Source organism: Zhihengliuella halotolerans (assembly GCF_004217565.1).
GTDB classification, from domain to species: Bacteria; Actinomycetota; Actinomycetes; order Actinomycetales; family Micrococcaceae; genus Zhihengliuella; species Zhihengliuella halotolerans.
Map to the genome: position 1 here is coordinate 2,904,398 of NZ_SHLA01000001.1, position 17,795 is coordinate 2,922,192.

The 17,795-nt window shown below is 65.4% G+C and carries 11 protein-coding genes and 1 pseudogene; 4 read left to right on the forward strand and 8 right to left on the reverse strand.

Features of this window, described 5'->3' with window-relative positions; genetic code table 11:
• Window positions 1-52 precede the first annotated feature (52 nt).
• The 6 genes from EV380_RS13315 to EV380_RS13340 all read right to left on the reverse strand — a co-directional run bounded on the left by EV380_RS13315 (window position 53) and on the right by EV380_RS13340 (window position 13,439).
• Entirely contained in the window at window positions 53-7,321 is a 7,269-nt protein-coding gene (locus EV380_RS13315; RefSeq protein ID WP_130451553.1) for an SdrD B-like domain-containing protein, read from the reverse strand.
• Between the two features lie 457 nt (window positions 7,322-7,778).
• Window positions 7,779-8,498 (reverse strand): HAD family hydrolase, encoded by a 720-nt coding sequence (locus tag EV380_RS13320; protein ID WP_130451554.1) that lies wholly within the window; start codon window positions 8,496-8,498, stop codon window positions 7,779-7,781.
• 4 nt (window positions 8,499-8,502) lie between these two features.
• On the reverse strand, window positions 8,503-9,273 hold the full coding sequence (locus EV380_RS13325; RefSeq protein WP_130451555.1) for a CPBP family intramembrane glutamic endopeptidase: 771 nt from the start codon (window positions 9,271-9,273) through the stop codon (window positions 8,503-8,505).
• 24 nt (window positions 9,274-9,297) lie between these two features.
• Window positions 9,298-11,307 carry an ABC transporter ATP-binding protein gene (locus tag EV380_RS13330; protein ID WP_130451556.1) on the reverse strand — a complete coding sequence of 670 codons (2,010 nt, stop codon included), beginning with the start codon at window positions 11,305-11,307 and terminating at the stop codon, window positions 9,298-9,300.
• Complete coding sequence (locus EV380_RS13335) at window positions 11,307-13,049, reverse strand: ABC transporter ATP-binding protein (protein ID WP_130451557.1); 1,743 nt, start codon at window positions 13,047-13,049, stop codon at window positions 11,307-11,309. The genes EV380_RS13330 and EV380_RS13335 overlap by 1 nt, the downstream gene beginning before the upstream one ends.
• 150 nt (window positions 13,050-13,199) lie before the next feature.
• A complete protein-coding gene (locus EV380_RS13340; protein ID WP_102158568.1) occupies window positions 13,200-13,439 on the reverse strand; it encodes a hypothetical protein in 240 nt (79 codons plus the stop codon).
• Window positions 13,440-13,632: 193 nt separating this feature from the next.
• On the opposite strand from EV380_RS13340, the gene EV380_RS13345 reads away from it, so the two are divergent.
• Window positions 13,633-14,070 (forward strand): MarR family winged helix-turn-helix transcriptional regulator, encoded by a 438-nt coding sequence (locus EV380_RS13345; RefSeq protein ID WP_130451558.1) that lies wholly within the window; start codon window positions 13,633-13,635, stop codon window positions 14,068-14,070.
• A gap of 30 nt (window positions 14,071-14,100) precedes the next feature.
• On the opposite strand, the gene EV380_RS13350 is transcribed toward EV380_RS13345, so the two are convergent.
• On the reverse strand, window positions 14,101-14,337 hold the full coding sequence (locus tag EV380_RS13350) for a hypothetical protein (protein WP_130451559.1): 237 nt from the start codon (window positions 14,335-14,337) through the stop codon (window positions 14,101-14,103).
• 555 nt (window positions 14,338-14,892) lie between these two features.
• Window positions 14,893-15,699 (reverse strand): helix-turn-helix transcriptional regulator, encoded by an 807-nt coding sequence (locus tag EV380_RS13355; RefSeq protein ID WP_207219427.1) that lies wholly within the window; start codon window positions 15,697-15,699, stop codon window positions 14,893-14,895.
• A gap of 212 nt (window positions 15,700-15,911) precedes the next feature.
• On the opposite strand from EV380_RS13355, the gene EV380_RS13360 reads away from it, so the two are divergent.
• The 3 genes and pseudogenes from EV380_RS13360 to EV380_RS13370 all read left to right on the forward strand — a co-directional run.
• Window positions 15,912-16,550, forward strand: coding sequence for a DsbA family protein (locus tag EV380_RS13360; protein WP_130451560.1), 639 nt, complete (start codon window positions 15,912-15,914; stop codon window positions 16,548-16,550).
• 49 nt (window positions 16,551-16,599) lie between these two features.
• On the forward strand, window positions 16,600-17,250 hold the full coding sequence (locus EV380_RS13365) for an NAD(P)-dependent oxidoreductase (RefSeq protein ID WP_130451561.1): 651 nt from the start codon (window positions 16,600-16,602) through the stop codon (window positions 17,248-17,250).
• 151 nt (window positions 17,251-17,401) lie between these two features.
• Window positions 17,402-17,536, forward strand: a pseudogene (locus tag EV380_RS13370) (thymidylate synthase); the annotation flags it as partial.
• Between the last annotated feature and the right edge of the window lie 259 nt (window positions 17,537-17,795).

Genomic DNA, 17,795 nt, shown 5'->3' on the forward strand with positions numbered 1-17,795 from the left:
AGCGGCCCTTCGTGATGCCGCGGTCAGCGGCGAGTGGCATTACCCGAAGGTATTACACCTCGCGACGACCCGACTTGGAGGATGCGAAGCGGACCAGAACGGCACCGCCCGCGATCAACAGCAGGGCCAGCAGTGCGAACATGGCCGTGGTAGCACCGGTGCTGGGGAGCTTGCCCCCACCGTTGCCGCCGTCGCCGCCGTTAGCGCCGTTACCGCCGTTACCGCCGTCGCCGCCGTTTCCACCGTTGCCGCCATCATCGTCGCCGGTGATGGTGAGCGGGGTGTCATCGGAGTTGCCGTCGTCGTCAGACGCGGTCACGACGTAGTCGCCGGGACCGGCGCCGGCCGGGAGATCGAACGTCACCGTGAAGGTGCAGTCCTCTCCGACCTCTGCCGACACGGTGTGCACCTGAGCGCCATCGGCGGTGGCGACCTCGACCGTGACGGTGCCCGGCGCGAAGCCGACGCCCGAGACGGTCACCGTGCCACCAACCCCGACGGTCGAAGGATCGACCGTAACCTCGGGATCGGCCGCGCAGGTGTCGATGGCGCCGTCGTCGAGGACGGTGTACTCGGCCGAAGCCGACTCGCCCGTCGCGACGTCGGTACCGACGACCGTGTAGTCGCCTGCCTCCGCGTCCTCGGGAACGACGACGTCGGCCGTCAGGCCACCGTCCTCGTCCGCCACGGCGTCCACGGTCGCAACCGTGTTGCCGTCAGCGTCGACCAGCTCGACCGTCACGTCGCCGTCCGGGGTGTAGCCCGCGCCCGTCGCCGTGGCGGTGTCGCCCGGAAGACCCTCGGTCGGGTCGACCGTCAGGGCGAGCTCGCCGGCCGCCAGGGCCAGAACCTCGAACGGCGTCTCCGCCGTGCCCTCGGTGTCGACATCGGTGCCGCGGATCGTGTAATCCGCACCCTCGACTGCGTCGGCGGGAACGACCAGATCCGTGAGGATCTCGCCGTTCTCGTCAGCGACGGTCTCGACCGTGGCGATCGTGTCGCCCTCGGCGTTGACCAGCTCGACCGTCACGTCGCCGTCCGAGGTGTAACCCTCGCCGGAAACGCTTGTCGATTCACCCGGCAGAGCAGCAGCCGGGTCGGCAGCGATCGTCATGACGCCTGCCGCCGGATCCAGGACCTCGAGGTCTGCGGAGCCCTCGTTGCCCTCGGAATCGACAGCCTCGACCGTGTAGTCGCCCGGCTCCGTACCTTCCGGAACCGGCAGCTCACCAACGAAGTCGCCGTTCTCATCCGTCGGAACCGTCACCGGCTCACCCACCGGGTTGCCCTCAGGGTCAACCAGCTGGATCTCGACCTCGTCGTTCGGAGCGAAGTTCTCACCCGAGACCTCAGTCGACTCGCCCGGCTCAACAGCCGTCGGATCAACAGTCACCATCGGCTCACCGGCGGCGTCATCGTCGATCAGACCAGCATCAACCGTGTCGAGAACCGACATCTCCTCGGTCAACGTCACCACATCGGTGCGCCCGTCCTCCGGGTTCGCATCCGAATCAGTAGCGTCGTTACCCGAAGCAGCCTGCGGCGAGAAGGTCTTGCCCTCCGGCGCCACGAACTCGACGACGTAATCGCCCAGCTCCAGACCGTTCAGACCGTAGAGGCCGTTCTCATCCGTAGTATCGGAAACCGGGTCACCCGCGGCGTCCTCAACCACGTTGCCATCAGCATCGAGCAGGTTCACGACCACGCCCTGAACACCGGACTCACCGGCATCCTGAACGCCATCAGCGTTGGTGTCGTCCCAGACGAAGTCACCAATCGAACCATCGCCCGAGCCCGGAACCAGGACCTCGAGCGGCGCGGAGCCCTCGTTGCCCTCGGAGTCCACAGCCTCGACCGTGTAGTCGCCCGGCTCCGTACCTTCCGGAACCGGCAGCTCACCAACGAAGTCACCGTTCTCATCCGTCGGAACCGTCACCGGCTCACCCACCGGGTTGCCCTCAGGGTCAACCAGCTGGATCTCGACCTCGTCGTTCGGAGCGAAGTTCTCACCCGAGACCTCAGTCGACTCGCCCGGCTCAACAGCCGTCGGATCAACAGTCACCATCGGCTCACCGGCGGCGTCATCGTCGATCAGACCAGCATCAACCGTGTCGAGAACCGACATCTCCTCGGTCAACGTCACCACATCGGTGCGCCCGTCCTCCGGGTTCGCATCCGAATCAGTAGCGTCGTTACCCGAAGCAGCCTGCGGCGAGAAGGTCTTGCCCTCCGGCGCCACGAACTCGACGACGTAATCGCCCAGCTCCAGACCGTTCAGACCGTAGAGGCCGTTCTCATCCGTAGTATCGGAAACCGGGTCACCCGCGGCGTCCTCAACCACGTTGCCATCAGCATCGAGCAGGTTCACGACCACGCCCTGAACACCGGACTCACCGGCATCCTGAACGCCATCAGCGTTGGTGTCGTCCCAGACGAAGTCACCAATCGAACCATCGCCCGAGCCCGGAACCAGGACCTCGAGCGGCGCGGAGCCCTCGTTGCCCTCGGAGTCCACAGCCTCGACCGTGTAGTCGCCCGGCTCCGTACCTTCCGGAACCGGCAGCTCACCAACGAAGTCGCCGTTCTCATCCGTCGGAACCGTCACCGGCTCACCCACCGGGTTGCCCTCAGGGTCAACCAGCTGGATCTCGACCTGATCGTTCGGAGCGAAGTTCTCGCCCGACACCTCAGTCGACTCGCCCGGCTCAACAGCCGTCGGATCAACAGTCACCATCGGCTCGGCCGTACCCGGCTCGAGAACCTCGAACGGAGCATCGATCGACTGCTCAGTGGCAGGATCCGTGGCCTCGACCACGTAGTCCGGCCCCGGAACAGCATCCTCGGGAACAACCAGATCCGTCAGGATCTCGCCGTTCTCGTCAGCAGGAGTGACAACCTCGGTCACCGGGTTGCCCTCAGCGTCGAGCAGCTCGACAGTGATGTCCTCACCCGGCGTGAAACCGGTACCGGAGATCTCCGTCGTCTCGCCCGGCTCAACAGCAGCCGGGTTCGGCGTGAGCGTCATGACGCCAGCCGCCGGATCCAGGACCTCGAGGTCTGCGGAGCCCTCGTTGCCCTCGGAATCGACAGCCTCGACCGTGTAATCGCCCGGCTCAGCATCCTCAGGAACGGTCAGCGGCGTCGTGAAGTTGCCCTCCTCGTCCGTCGGAACCGTCACCGGATCGCCTACCGGGTTGCCCTCAGGGTCAACCAGCTGAACATCAACCGAATCGTTCGGAGCGAAGTTCTCACCCGTCACGTCGGTCGACTCGCCCGGCTCAACAGCCGTCGGATCAACAGTCACCATCGGCTCACCGGCGGCGTCAGCGTCGATCAGACCAGCATCAACCGTGTCGAGAACCGACATCTCCTCGGTCAACGTCACCACATCGGTGCGCCCGTCCTCCGGGTTCGCATCCGAATCAGTAGCGTCGTTACCCGAAGCAGCCTGCGGCGAGAAGGTCTTGCCCTCCGGCGCCACGAACTCGACGACGTAGTCGCCAACCTCGAGACCAGCCAGAGCGTAGTTGCCGTTCTCATCCGTGGTGTCGGAGACCGGGTTGCCCTCGGCATCCTCAACCACGTTGCCATCAGCATCGAGCAGGTTGACGACCACGTCCGGAACACCGGGCTCGCCGGCATCCTGAACGCCATCAGCGTTGGTGTCGTCCCAGACGAAGTCACCGATCGAACCGATACCGGCGGCGTCATCGTCGATCAGACCAGCATCAACCGTGTCGAGAACCGACATCTCCTCGGTCAGCATCACCACATCGGTGCGCCCGTCCTCCGGGTTCGCATCCGAATCAGTAGCGTCGTTACCCGAAGCAGCCTGCGGCGAGAAGGTCTTGCCCTCCGGCGCCACGAACTCGACGACGTAATCGCCCAGCTCCAGGCCGTCTAGGGCGTAGTTGCCGTTCTCATCCGTCAGCGTGGCCACCGGGTTGCCCTCAGCGTCCTCAACCGGGTTGCCCTCAGCATCGAGCAGGTTGACAGCGACATCCGGAACACCGGCCTCGCCCTCGTCCTGGACACCGTCAGCGTTGGAGTCATCCCAGACGAAGTCGCCGATCGAACCCTCACCGGCACCCGTGCCCGGCTCGAGAACCTCGAACGGAGCATCGATCGACTGCTCAGTGACAGGATCCGTGGCCTCGACCACGTAGTCCGGCCCCGGAACAGCATCCTCGGGAACAACCAGATCCGTCAGGATCTCGCCGTTCTCGTCAGCAGGAGTGACAACCTCGGTCACCGGGTTGCCCTCAGCGTCGAGCAGCTCGACAGTGATGTCCTCACCCGGCGTGAAACCGGTACCGGAGATCTCCGTCGTCTCGCCCGGCTCAACAGCAGCCGGGTTCGGCGTGAGCGTCATGACGCCAGCCGCCGGATCCAGGACCTCGAGGTCTGCGGAGCCCTCGTTGCCCTCGGAATCGACAGCCTCGACCGTGTAATCGCCCGGCTCAGCATCCTCAGGAACGGTCAGCGGCGTCGTGAAGTTGCCCTCCTCGTCCGTCGGAACCGTCACCGGATCGCCTACCGGGTTGCCCTCAGGGTCAACCAGCTGAACATCAACCGAATCGTTCGGAGCGAAGTTCTCACCCGTCACGTCGGTCGACTCGCCCGGCTCAACAGCCGTCGGATCAACCGACACCGTCGGCTCAATGCCCGTCGGCTCAGTCACGGTCAACACTGCCTCAGCAGTCTCGCCCGTCGTGTCATCCGTGCCGACAACCGTGTAGTCGCCCGGCTCGGCATCCTCAGGAACCGGAACCTCGACGGTGAAAGCACCATCCGCGTCCGTGTCCGCCGGGATCGGATCCCCGACATCAGTACCAGCCGGATCAACCAGCTGAACCGTCGCGGTCGAATCCGGGGTGTAGCCGGTGCCGTCCGCAGTCGTCGGATCACCAGCAGGAACCTCGGTCGGATCCAGCACGATCGCCGGATCAATGCCCGTCGGCTCAGTCACGGTCAACACTGCCTCAGCAGTCTCGCCCGTCGTGTCATCCGTGCCGACAACCGTGTAGTCGCCCGGCTCGGCATCCTCAGGAACCGGAACCTCGACGGTGAAAGCACCATCTGGATCCGTGTCCGCCGGGATCGGATCCCCGACATCAGTACCAGCCGGATCAACCAGCTGAACCGTCGCGGTCGAATCCGGGGTGTAGCCGGTGCCGTCCGCAGTCGTCGGATCACCAGCAGGAACCTCGGTCGGATCCAGCACGATCGCCGGAGCACCGGGCTCGGTGACCGTCAGTGCTGCATCCGTGAACTCACCGGTGGTGTCATCCGTACCGACCACCGTGTAGTCGCCCGGCTCGGAACCCTCGGGAACCGGAACCACGGCGGTGAAAGTCCCCTCCGCGTCCGTGTCCGCCGGGATCGGATCCCCGACATCAGTACCAGCCGGATCAACCAGCTGCACGGTTGCGGTCGAATCCGGGGTGTAGCCCGTACCCGTTGCTTCAGTAGATTCGCCAGCCGGAACGGTCGGCGGATCAAGGCCGATGTTCAGTTCCAGGACGTCTGGCTCGGTGACCGTGATGTTCTCCGAAACCATGGTGTCCGTGGCGACGTCCGTCGCCTGGACGATGTAGTCGCCAGGCTCGGTGCCGGCCGGAACCGGGAGCTCGGTCGACGGGAAGTCGCCGTTCTCATCCGTCGTCACCGGGACCACGTCGCCGACGGGGGTGCCCTCGGCGTCCGTCAACTGGAGCTCCACGTCGCTGTCCGGGGTGAAACCCGTGCCGTCGACGTTTGTGGAGTCACCCGCGGGAACCTCGGTCGGGTCGACCGTGATCGCCGGATCGATCTCCGCGAACAGGTTGCAGGCGTCCATGCGGACACCCGAGTTGCCGAAGCTCAAACGAGCGCCGTCGACAACTCCCAGAACGCCGAAGCTCAGCGCAGAGACTTCGTGGGTGCCCTTGAACTCCGTACCGTCCGGTGCCGTGCACATCGTCGGCTCCGGCTGGTGGTTGATCTGGACCGAGAACACGTTGTCCGCGAACAGCTCCAGGAATGGATCCACCAGAGCGCGAGCCGGGATGGTGATCGAGTCCGTCTTGATGAGCTCGAAGATGTCGTAAAGGATCTGCCCGTCGTCGGCCAGCAGCGTGTCGGCGACCGTCGTTGCGAGAGTCTCCATCAGCGGCTGAACAACGGTCTCGAAGCCGTCGAGCGTAGCGCAAAGCACTCCACCGCCGAGCCCCTCAGACGCACAAGCAGTCGACGTGTACGTTCCATCGAGGCTCACCGAGAACGTCTTCGATGCGGAGCTTCCAACGGCGCTCGCTTCAGCGTCCACGTTGATCGTGATGGCATCGAGCGACGCAGCAACTGCGCCGACGGCGATGTGAATGGCATTCTCAATCACGTCGTGGATCGAGTCCGCGATCATCGGGTAGATGTCCGAGTCGATGATCTCGGTGTTCGGCCACTGGTTGTTCAGGCCCTCGGGGGCCGGGTTTCCGTCGGGGCCCGTCCGAGCGCCCTCGTCATTGCCCATGAACTCGGCGATGTCGATGTAGATCGTTCCCGAACCCAGGTCGATGTCGAGAATGCTCGTCTCTGCCGTTAGGTCTTCAGACAGCAGAGCCTCTTCGACGGCGCCGGCGACGTTCGACTCGATACTCACGTCCGCAGTGACACCTGCAGGCAGGACCGACAAGATCGGATCCAGCAGGTTGGCGGCCTCCATGATGGTGTTGACGGAATCTTCGATCGCGCCGTCGACCGCGGAGATCGCGTCGAGCATCTGCGCCATCGCGGCCGCGAAGGCGTCAGAGCGAAGGCCGACGAGCAAGTCGCCGACCTTGTACTGACCGTCGCCGGTGTGTTCGGCGTCCGGGTTCACGAAGGCGCCGTCGACAGCCTGCACCTCGGAGCCCAGTGCCCCGAATTCGATCCAGGCTTCGTCGACGCCGGGAATGGCGCCGAAACCGATGGAGTCGGCGAGCTGGACCATATCGATCCGGGCGTTGTCCATGTCGGCGGTGTCGAGATTGTCGAGCGTCAACGAACCGTCGGCTCCGACGGTGGTGCTGATCGCCCGCGCGTCCTGCGGTGACGTCGCCTCCGACAGCGACTGCAGGACGCCGAGTTCGCCGAAGTCCAGAATGCTGGTGACGGGAATGTCGATACCGCCCAGCGTGACGACCTCGCTGCCCAGCAACGTGGCGTCGAGCGCCTGGTTGTCGGGACCCGGGTTCGACGGGAACGTCGCGCGCGACAGACCGCCTCCGGCCAGTTCCTGGCCGAGCAATTGCGAATCGACAATGCTCGCTGACGATTCCGCCGGCTCCTCCGGAGCCGTATTCACGTCAGCGAACGCAGGAAGTCCGTATCCCGCAACAGCCAGCGTCGAAGCGACGCCGATGGCGAGAGACCTCCTCAGTCCTCTTTTGAGCTCTGCACCTTTCAGATGCGAGCGCGGCTTTTTAGTACTCACTAGCCCTCCCAGTTGAGTTCCTGAAGTGTGGTGCCGCCCCCCTCAAAAAGGTGGCACCGATTCAAAACTCAACACGAAGTGGCAGTGGAACACAAGACTTTTCATAGACATTTCACAGAAATGTCTGATTTGGACTTGACTAGGCGAATCTTGTGACGCGCCCATTCGTAGACTGGCCTCCGACACTCGGGGCAGCACGTCTAGACTTGTCCGCTAAGGTTTTAGGTACGCCTAAAAGGAAAGCGTGCGATATTCTCTCGCGGCAAGCTGGGGTCGTAATCGATTGAAGGTTCAAATGAAATAGTTGGCCCTCAGTGCCATACGATCATCATTGCCGCTCAGCGTCAATGGCCCCGACCTTGCCGGCAGGTGAATTCGCCGCCTCCTGCAGTGCCTCGCGGAGTCCGGCCCGCGCGTCTGCTTTCCGCGAGACGAGCCCGGCGACGGCACCAGCAGCGCGGGCCGCGCCGACGTCGTGCTGCGGGTGGTCTCCGATGAAGGCGAGCTCGCGGAGTTCGACACCGAGGCGTGCAGCCAGGATCTCGAAAGCCCGGACCGCGGGCTTCGCGACACCGATGCCCTCGGCCGTGCAGACGACGTCCACGAGCGGCAGGAGTCCGGTGACCTCGAGCTTGGCGAGCTGCTGGGTTTCGGTGCCATTGGTGAGGACGCCCACTGGCACGCCCACCGCGCGCAACTCGGTCAGGACCGGGACGGCGTCGTCGAACGCCCGCCACGTGGCGCGGTACGCGGCGAGGAAGACGGCGAAATATTCGTCAGCCGCCGCGTCGGCGGGGCGGGGCAGACCGACCGCCGGCAGGAAGTCGCGCATGCGCTCGCGGCGCTGCTCGACGTGGGAGATCTCGCCCGCGCGCCACCGCTCGAAATGCAGGTCCTCGAGTCGGAACCACAACGCGGTCAGGTCCGACGACGGCGCGAGACCGAGATGCGTGACGAAGGCCTCCGCGCCCGCCACGGCGGATGCGTGATGGTCGAACAGGGTCGCATCGAGATCGAATCCGACGGCGCGGATGCCGGGTGCCAGCACGGACCTAGATCCCCATCAGGGGGCCGAACGAGTACGCGAGCACGAGCGAGACGGCGTTGTTGAAGAAGTGCAGCACATAGACGTACGCCAACGACATCCCCGTGAACACGTAGGCGAGGCTGAAGGCCGTGCCGAGGACGAGGTACGGTACCGCTGAAATCCAGTCGAAAGTGCCTGCACCGACGAAGTGCAGTGCCGCGAAGGCGATCACCGAGACCACGACGCAGATCCAGACCGGGACCTTGCGGCTCATCTTGCCGATCAGCAGGTGCCGGAACACGTACTCCTCGACCAGCGGCCCCATCACGGCGGCGGTGACGAACATCGTCACGAAGGGCACATCGCGCGTCATGGCCTCGATCGTGAGCTGATTCTCGCTCTTCGTCGGGTCCAGCCCCGAGGCCGCCAGGATGCCCGCCGTGGTCAGGAACGACGCCAGCCAGAGCCCCGGGATGAGACCGAACTTCGCCCAAGGGTTGCGGACGAAGGTGCCGAAGGTGCGGAACAGGTGCGGCCCGGCTACGACCATGACAGCGCAGAAGAGGACCACATAGGAGATGAGATTCACCGAGAACATCGCGTGATTTTCACTCGCGAAGTAATCCGCGTAGGCCGGAACGAGCAGCAGCAGCCCCGCCAATCCCAGGCCCATGAGCAGCCCGTAGATCACCAGCACGACCGCGTCACCGCGCCGGAACCGCCCGGCGTCGTAAGCGGGCCGCTTTTCCTTCGGCGGCGACGCGTAGGGCTTCGGCGACCGGGCGGTGTTCTTCATGCTGGCAACGATAGACCGCGTGCCCTAGACGACGGGAATCGAGTCGGTCACGGCGTCCGGGTCCTCGGCAGGACCGGCGAACTGACTCCGGTAGAGCCGGTAGTAGGCGCCCCGGGCCGCGATGAGTTCTTCGTGATCGCCCTGCTCCACGATGCGACCGGCCTCCATGACGAGGATGGTGTCGGCGTCGCGAATCGTGGAGAGCCTGTGGGCGATCACGAACGACGTCCGGTCCGAGCGCAGCGCGTTCATCGCCTTCTGGACGAGGACCTCGGTGCGGGTATCGACCGATGAAGTCGCCTCGTCGAGGATCAGCAGCGAGGGGTTCGCGAGGAAAGCCCGGGCGATCGTGACGAGCTGGCGCTCTCCCGCGGAGACATTGGTGCCGCCGTCGTCGATCACCGTGTCGTAGCCCGCCGGCAGGGCGCGGACGAAGCGGTCGACGTAGGTCGCCTCGGCGGCCTTCTGCACCTCCTCGTCCGTCGCGTCGAGGCGCCCGTAGCGGATGTTCTCCCGGATGGAGCCGTTGAACAGCCACGCGTCCTGCAGCACCATGCCGACTTTCGATCGCAGTTCGGAACGCGACAGCGCGGTGACGTCGACCCCGTCGAGGGTGATCCGGCCGGCGTCGAGCTCGTAGAACCGCATGACCAGATTGACCAGCGTGGTCTTGCCGGCACCTGTCGGGCCCACGATGGCGACCGTGTGGCCCGGATCCGCGTCGAAGGAGAGGTCCTCGATGAGCGACGTCTCCTCCGAGTACGAGAAGGACACGTTGTGGAACTCGACGTGGCCGTCGGTCCGCTCGGGCAGGTGCTCGTCGGCCGTCTCGGTCTCCTGCTCGTCGGCGTCGAGCAGCTCGAACGTGCGCTCGGCCGAGGCCACGCCGGACTGCAGCATGTTGGCCATACCCGCGATCTGGCCCAAAGGCTGGGTGAACTCGCGCGAGTACTGAATGAACGCCGTCGCATCGCCGAGGCTCATCTGGCCGGACGCGACGCGCAGGCCCCCGACGACGGCGATGCCCACGTAGGCCAGGTAGGAGATGAAGTTCATGACCGGGAAGATCATTCCCGAGACGAACTGGGCACCGAAGGAGGCCTTGAAGAGGTCCTCGTTCTTCTCGTCATACTGCTTCAGGGCGTCGTCCTCGCGCCCGAAGACCTTCATCAGGTCGTGGCCGGAGAACGCCTCCTCGATCTGGCCGTTGAGTGATCCGGTGGCTTTCCACTGGCGCGTGAACAGCTTCTGCGAGCGCACGCCGATGAAGCCGGCGGCGACGGCGGACAGCGGCAGCGCGACGAGTGCAATGAGGGCCAGCTGCCACGAGACGACGAACATCATGATGACAATGCCGATCACGGTCAGCGCCGACTGCACGAGCTGGGCGAAGGCCTGCTGCAGTGCGTTCTGGATGTTGTCGACGTCGTTGGTCACGCGCGAGAGCACGTCGCCGCGCTGGCGAGTATCGAAGTAGTTCAACGGTAGACGGTTGAGTTTGTTCTCGACGTCCCTGCGCAGGTTGTAGACCACACGCATCACGAGCTTGTTCAGTAGGTAGCCCTGCGCCCACATGAAGACGTTGGAGACGAAGTACATCGCCAGCACGATCGCGATGATCAGCCCGAGCCGCTGGAAGTCGATGCCGGTGCCCGGCACCAGCTCCATGCCCGCGATCATTTCGGCCAGGTCGTTCTGGCCTTCGGCGCGGAGGCCTTCGACCATCTGCTCCTGGCTGACGCCCTCGGGCATCCTGGCCCCGACGAACCCGCCGAAGATGACGTCCATCGCCATGCCCAGGACCTTGGGGGCGATCACGTTGAGCACGACGGCGACCGCGACGAAACCGAAGACGAGCGACAGCATCACCTTCTCCGGCGCCAGCAGGGCGAGCAAGCGCTTGGCCGAGGGCCAGAAGTGCTTGGGTTTGCGCGGGGCCGAGACTTCGCCGAAGCCGTCGTCGATCTTGAGGTTGAGCTCCTCCTCGGTCAACTCGACCTCGGGCTCCTTCTCCTTCTTGGTCTTGAAAGCCATCAGGCCACCTCCTCCGCCGTCATCTGCGACTCGACGATCTGCTGGTAGGTCTCGCAGCTCTCAAGTAGTTGCTCGTGTGTACCGCGCCCGACGACGAATCCGTCATCGAGCACGATGATCTGGTCGGCCTCCGTAATGGTGGCGACGCGCTGGGCGACGACGATGATCGTTGCCTCCGCGATGTTCTCGGCCAGCGCCGCGCGCACGTTGGCGTCGGTCGTGACGTCGAGGGCCGAGAACGAATCGTCGAACAGGTACACCCAGGGACGCGCCACGAGTGCCCGGGCGATGCAGAGCCGCTGCCGCTGGCCGCCGGAGACATTGGTGCCGCCCTGGGAGATCGGCGCTTCCAGCCCGCCGTCCTTGTCCCGGACGAAGTCGGCCGCCTGCGCGATCGACAAGGCGTCCCACAGTTCCGCCTCGCTCGCGTCTGACTTGCCGTAGCGCAAGTTGGAGGCGACCGTCCCGGAGAACAGATAGGGCCGCTGGGGGACCGCGGCGACCGCACGCGAGAGGGTCTTGCGGTCCAGCGCCGCGACGTTCACGCCGTCGATGAGAACCTCTCCGTCGTCGGCGTCGTAGAGGCGCGGGACGAGGTTGAGCAGCGTCGACTTGCCGGCGCCCGTGGAGCCGATGATCGCCGTCGTCTGGCCCGGCTCGGCCGTGAACGAAAGTCCCTTGAGCACCGGCTCCTCAGCCCCGGGGTAGCCGAAGCTGACGTTCCGGAACTCGACCCGGCCGCGCTGCGCGCCGTCGTCGTCGAGGGTGGCGCCGACGGCGGGCTCGTGCAGGGACGGTTCGACGTCGAGGACCTCGCGGATGCGTTCGGCGCAGACCATCGCGCGCGGAACCATCATGGCCATGAACGTGCCCATCATGACGGCCATGAGGATCTGCAGCAGGTACTGCAGGAAGGCGGTGAGTGCGCCCGGCTCCATCTCGCCGGCGTCGACCCGCTGGCCGCCGAACCACATGACCGCGGCTGTGGCCAAGTGCAAGATGAGCCCGATGACCGGGAACATCAGGACGAACAGCTGGCCGACCTTCACGCCGGTCTCGGTCAGCTTCTCATTGGCCTCGCGGAAGCGCTGCGTCTCGTAGGGTTCACGGACGAAGGCGCGGATCACGCGGATGCCGGTGATCTGCTCGCGCAGCACCGAGTTGATCCCATCGATCCGATCCTGCATGGTGCGGAAGAGGGGCATGAGGCGCACTACGAGGAAGCCGACGACGAGGAGCAGTATCGGCACCGAGACCCAGACCAGCCACGACAGCCCGGGGTCCTCCTGCAGTGCCATGATGACTCCGCCGACGCACATGATCGGCGCAGTCACCATGAAGTTCAGACCCATCAGCACGAGCATCTGGACCTGGTGCACGTCGTTGGTTCCGCGCGTGATGAGCGTCGGCGCGCCGAACCGGTTGACCTCCCGGGCGGAGAATCCGGCGACGGCGTGGAAGACCGAGCGGCGCACGTCCCGGCCAATGGCCATGGCCGTGCGTGCGCCGAAGTAGACCGCGCCGACGGCGGTGACGACCTGAATGAGCGCGACGACAAGCATGACGCCGCCGGTGCTCCAGATGTAGTCGACGTCCCCGTTGACGACGCCCTGGTCGATGATGCCCGCGTTGAGGCTAGGCAGGTACAGCGTGGCCATCGTGGTCGCCAGCTGCAGGAACAGGACAGCCGCGATCCACCACTTGTAAGGTTTCGAATACTGCACGATCAGGCGCAAGAGCATGGGCTTGGGGTCCTTCGGCGAGGCGCCCCGGACGCCGTGTGCAGACGGGGCAGACAGCACCTTACTCCGGGGTACTCACGAAAAGATCCGCCTCAAGGATGATTCCGACCCTGGAAGCCGGGACCGCTTTGAAGACGGAGGCGCACCGGATCACAGGTCTCGCGCGGCATCGACGACCTCCTGCGGTGCCGGAGTGCCCGCGGCTTCGTGCGCACGGAGCACGCGGAGGGCGCGCTCGTGCTTGAGCTTTTCCAGCGGATTCAGGTGCGGCTGCACGTCCGCCGGACCGAAGAAGGTGTAGCCCACATACTTGGCCCACCACCGGAACCGATAGGACCGACTGAGCCCCGTCGTGTCCCGGATGATCGGGCGTTTCTCGTCGCTGTACATCGCGCCTCCGTGATTCACCTCACAGCTAGGAGAACGGCACCGCGCCCGCGATTATTCCGCGCGGACCAGTGCCCAAACGGCGACGACCGCCGCGACGACTAATATCCGAGTCGCGACCGCGCGGCCGTAGAATCGGATGACGGAAGAGTCGGTCGATCCGGCGCGGAGACATCGGCGAACGGGAGGGACACAGATGGAAGCTCGGGATCCCCTGGCCCTCGAGAGCCAGGTCTGCTTCGCCCTGGCAGTCGCTTCGCGATCCGTGATCGCCGCCTACAGGCCCGTCCTCGAACCCCTGCGCCTGACGCATCCGCAGTACCTGGTAATGCTGGCTCTCTGGGAGAGTGCCCCCTTGTCACTCAAGGAGATCGGGTCCCTCCTCAAGTTGGACCCCGGCACGGTCTCTCCCCTAGTGAAGCGACTCGAGACGCTCGGCTACATCGACCGTCTCCGCGATCCGGACGACGAACGCTCCCTGGCCATCACCCTCACACGGCGCGGAGCCAACTTGCGCGCAGAGGCCGAGAAAGTACCCGTAGAGATGATGAAACGACTGGGGCTGGATGAGGAGGAGCTGGTTACCCTGCACCGGGCGATGACCCGACTCATTTTAGCGTCGGAGAGCGGCTGATCCGTCACCACGCCCGCCCCTGAACAGGGCTCAGAGCTCCCTCGAGGCGTCGACGACGTCCTGCGGCGCCTCGGTGCCGTTGGTCTCGTGCGCGCGGAGCACTCGGAGGGCTCGCTCGCGCTTGAGTTTCTCGAAAGGACTCCGGAAGGGCAGCTGGTCCGCGGGCCCGAAGATCGAAAAGCCCAGGTACTGGAGCCTCCATTGGAACCGGTAGCCGCGGCTGAGCCCCGTGGTGTCTTTGACGATCGGCAATGGCTTGTCGCTCATGGTGTTCCTGTCGTGACGAGATCTGGTTTGGAGGCGCTTCGCTCCCGGTAGAACAAGCCTATCCGATTAGTTGGTGCACCAACTAAATTGGTCGCATGTGCTGTTCCGCCCGCTCCGGACTTGCGGAAATCCGGAGGCGACACGCCGAACCGCGCCCTGAGGGCCTTGGCCAGCCCCCTCTCAAACAAACTCTGCACGGTGCGGGCCGACATCAGCGGAATCCGAGCCGTTGCTGCAGGGTCGGGCAGGGCCGCACAGACGCTCAGAAACTGATCCAGTAGTCCCCCGGGGCGGCGGTAGACACCAAGCTCGCCGGGCCCGTCGAGAACGACAGCCAGCTGCTCGCGGGGCCACGCCTGAAGATCGAGACTGCCCGCGGGATCCGCGCCGGCATGACCCGCCTCATCGAGATGCCGTCCAGACCGAGGCCCATGTCGTGTTCGGAGGTGAGAACATCTCGGGCCTGGGCCACTTCACCGGCGACCACACGATCGGCGTCAAGCGCCTCCACGCCGCGTGCTACTGGGGCATCGGACAGCTTCCGAGGAGCCCGCCTCATCCGCCCCGGAACTGGTGGCGAAATGCTGAGGGGGTGACGCCAGCACGCTCGGTGAAGTACTTGACGAAGTTGCTCGCATCGTCGAAGCCAAGTCGGGTGGCGACGCGGTTGACGGGGTCTCCTCCGTGGACCAGGAGCCGACGGGCCTCCAGGACGACCCGCCGATCGATGAACTCCTTGGCGCCCATACCAGCAGCGGATGTGGTGGCGCGGGTGAGGGTTCGAGGGGAGTATCCCAGCATCCGGGCATAGTCGCTGACGTGACGGGTCCGGGCGAACCGCTCCTCGACTGCGGATCGGAACCGCAGAAACGTCTCGTTCTGCACGAAGGCGGGACTGCCGACCGGTGCAGCCTGGTGTGTCAGTCGCAGCATGACGACGGCCAGTAAGTGCGTGAGGATGCGGGAACGCAGCGATGCGCCCAGAGGACCGGTGGCCGTGTATTCGTGGACGAGGTGGTGCAGCGCCTCCTCCATGGACGTCACATCGTCCCCGGCCAGGTCCCACTGAACGCGGCCGAACGGGTCGTCCAGCCGCGCCTGGTCGGAGGTCGCCGGGTCCATGACACCGGGCTGGAAGAGGACGAGCCATCCTGATCCGGTGGTGAGGTCCCGGAACTGCTGGACCTGCCCCGGACGCACCCACAACCACGCGCCGGGCGTCGCGGTGTAGTCGGTGAAGTCGACCATGTGCCGAAGCATCCCGTGCTCCACGGTGAGCAGCTGATGGAAATCGAGCCGTTGCGCCTGTCCCGTACTCGTCTGGTTCTGCATCCGCTGCCGCAGTTGGTCGAGCGATAGCACCTCGATGCCGCCTGCATCGCCGCCCGGGGGTTCATAGTGAACCTTGTGAACGTCAACGTGTCCTTTTTTCACCATCATGAGTCGCCACTGTACCTCGACCTTCCATCCGAGTCACCCCAAAATTAGAGGGTAACCACAGCGACTCGTCACCGCCTAGCGCGGGCGGCGCATCGCGGACTGTGACCAGAAACAACTATCGACAGGAGACGTCCGTGACTCGAATCGAGCTAACCTACGCATTCGATGCCTATTGCGGGTGGTGCTACGGGTTTTCCCCCGCGCTGCATGACTTCGCCGCGGCCAATGCCGACCGAATTCGCCTGCGGGTGCTGTCCGGGGGCTTGTTCTCCGGCACGGCTGCAGGACCCATCAGCGCCTACCCGCACATCCCGGAGGCCAACGAACGCATCACCCGACTGACTGGGGTGACCTTCGGCGACCGGTACGTGCAGATGCTCGCCGACGGCACCACGGTGATGGACTCCACAGCCGCGGCCGCCGGCTTGGCGGCGCTGCGCCGGCAGGCACCGGAGCGGGTTCTGGAATTCACCGCAGCCATTCAGAACGCCTGGTATCAGCAGGGTTGCGACCTGCGAGATGCGGCAGTCTATCGAGCCATCGCCGCCGAGCACGGGCTCGATGTCGAGGCCGTCGCCGAAGCCTGGAACGACCGCAGCGCCTTGGTAGAGGCCGAATCCGATTTCCGAACCGTGCGCCAGCTGGACGTTCACCAGTACCCGACCCTGCTAGTGCACACCGCCACCGGGACGCACCGGCTGGGCGGGCCGGCCACATCCGCCGAGGCACTCACCAGGGCCCTCGACGCCCACATGGCGCCCATCGCTCATTGATCCCCTCACTCATTACGTCACAACTAGTTCCTCCGAAAGGACAACCCTCATGGTCAACATCACTGTCTTCGGCGCCGCCGGCACCATTGGCTCCCGCATCGTCACCGAAGCCCTGGGGCGCGGCCACACTGTCACCGCAGTGGTCCGCGACCCCGCCAAAATCGCTGACCCCGACCCGCGCCTGACCGTCACGACCGGAGACGTCCTGGACCCGGCGTCGGTCACCAGCGCAGCCGCTGGCCAGGACGTGGTGGTCAGCGCGGTCGGCGGAGGGGACGGGCCCGGCCACTTGGCCACCATCGCCCCGGCCGCCCGCTCGCTCGTCGACGGTCTGCGTGCCCTCCCGCAACCGGCGCCGCGGCTGGTGGCAGTCGGCGGCGCCGGCTCCCTGGGGACTCCCGACGGCCGCCAGGTCTGGGACTCGCCGGGGCTGCCGGAGCCCCTACTGCAGATCATGCACGCCCACGGCGACGCCCTGGATTACTTCCGAACCGTCACCGATGTGGACTGGACCAATCTCAGCCCCGCCGCGCAGATCGCGCCGGGCGAGCGCACCGGCCGCTACCGCACCTCGCTGGACGAGTTGCTCACCGACGCGGCAGGCAACAGCTACATCTCGGTCGAGGACTACGCCGTGGCCGTGCTCGATGAGATCGAGACCCCGGCCCACTCCCGGCAGCGGTTCGCCGTCGCCTACTGATATCAACTAGCAATGCGGGGGCGGTGCAGCCCTAAATTCTTGCTCCGCCCCCCCGCTGCCCCAGTTAGGAAGGTCCCCGAAACGTTCAGCGCCCCGTATACGAGGACCTGCTGCGGGAAGTCCTCGAGTGCGGCACCCCGGTCTCGGGCCGGGCAGACTTTCATGCCAGCTCTACCAGCGCAGCGCGGACATGTTCTTGGGCGTCCCATTCAACATCGCCGCCTACTCCCTGCTCGCCCACATGATGGCTCACCAATTCGACCTCGAGGTCGGAGAGTTCATCTGGCAGGACATCCGCATTGTCTACGTCATCGATAAACTCCATTGACAGAGATTCGCGCACGGCACACCAGCGGCCCGACCCCTCGTCGTCGGGCGAAGCACCAATTCGCGACGATGAGTGGCCGGGCCTTCCCTGGCGAAAGGGTTCCGGTGCCCGCCCGCTCCAACGGACGGGCACCGGTCGGGCGGCACCGCTCGCAGCGGGCCGCACGCTTGCCCCCGGGGCCGGACCGGCCGCGGCGCGAATCGCCACTGATTCGCCG

Bases quoted from the DNA above. Each gene is read 5' to 3' on its own strand.
- EV380_RS13365 (WP_130451561.1), top strand. From the start codon at position 16,600: ATGGTCAACATCACTGTCTTCGGCGCCGCCGGCACCATTGGCTCCCGC.
- EV380_RS13330 (WP_130451556.1), bottom strand. From the start codon at position 11,307: ATGGCTTTCAAGACCAAGAAGGAGAAGGAGCCCGAGGTCGAGTTGACC.
- EV380_RS13350 (WP_130451559.1), bottom strand. From the start codon at position 14,337: ATGAGCGACAAGCCATTGCCGATCGTCAAAGACACCACGGGGCTCAGC.
- EV380_RS13325 (WP_130451555.1), bottom strand. From the start codon at position 9,273: ATGAAGAACACCGCCCGGTCGCCGAAGCCCTACGCGTCGCCGCCGAAG.
- EV380_RS13345 (WP_130451558.1), top strand. From the start codon at position 13,633: ATGGAAGCTCGGGATCCCCTGGCCCTCGAGAGCCAGGTCTGCTTCGCC.
- EV380_RS13335 (WP_130451557.1), bottom strand. From the start codon at position 13,049: ATGCTCTTGCGCCTGATCGTGCAGTATTCGAAACCTTACAAGTGGTGG.
- EV380_RS13340 (WP_102158568.1), bottom strand. From the start codon at position 13,439: ATGTACAGCGACGAGAAACGCCCGATCATCCGGGACACGACGGGGCTC.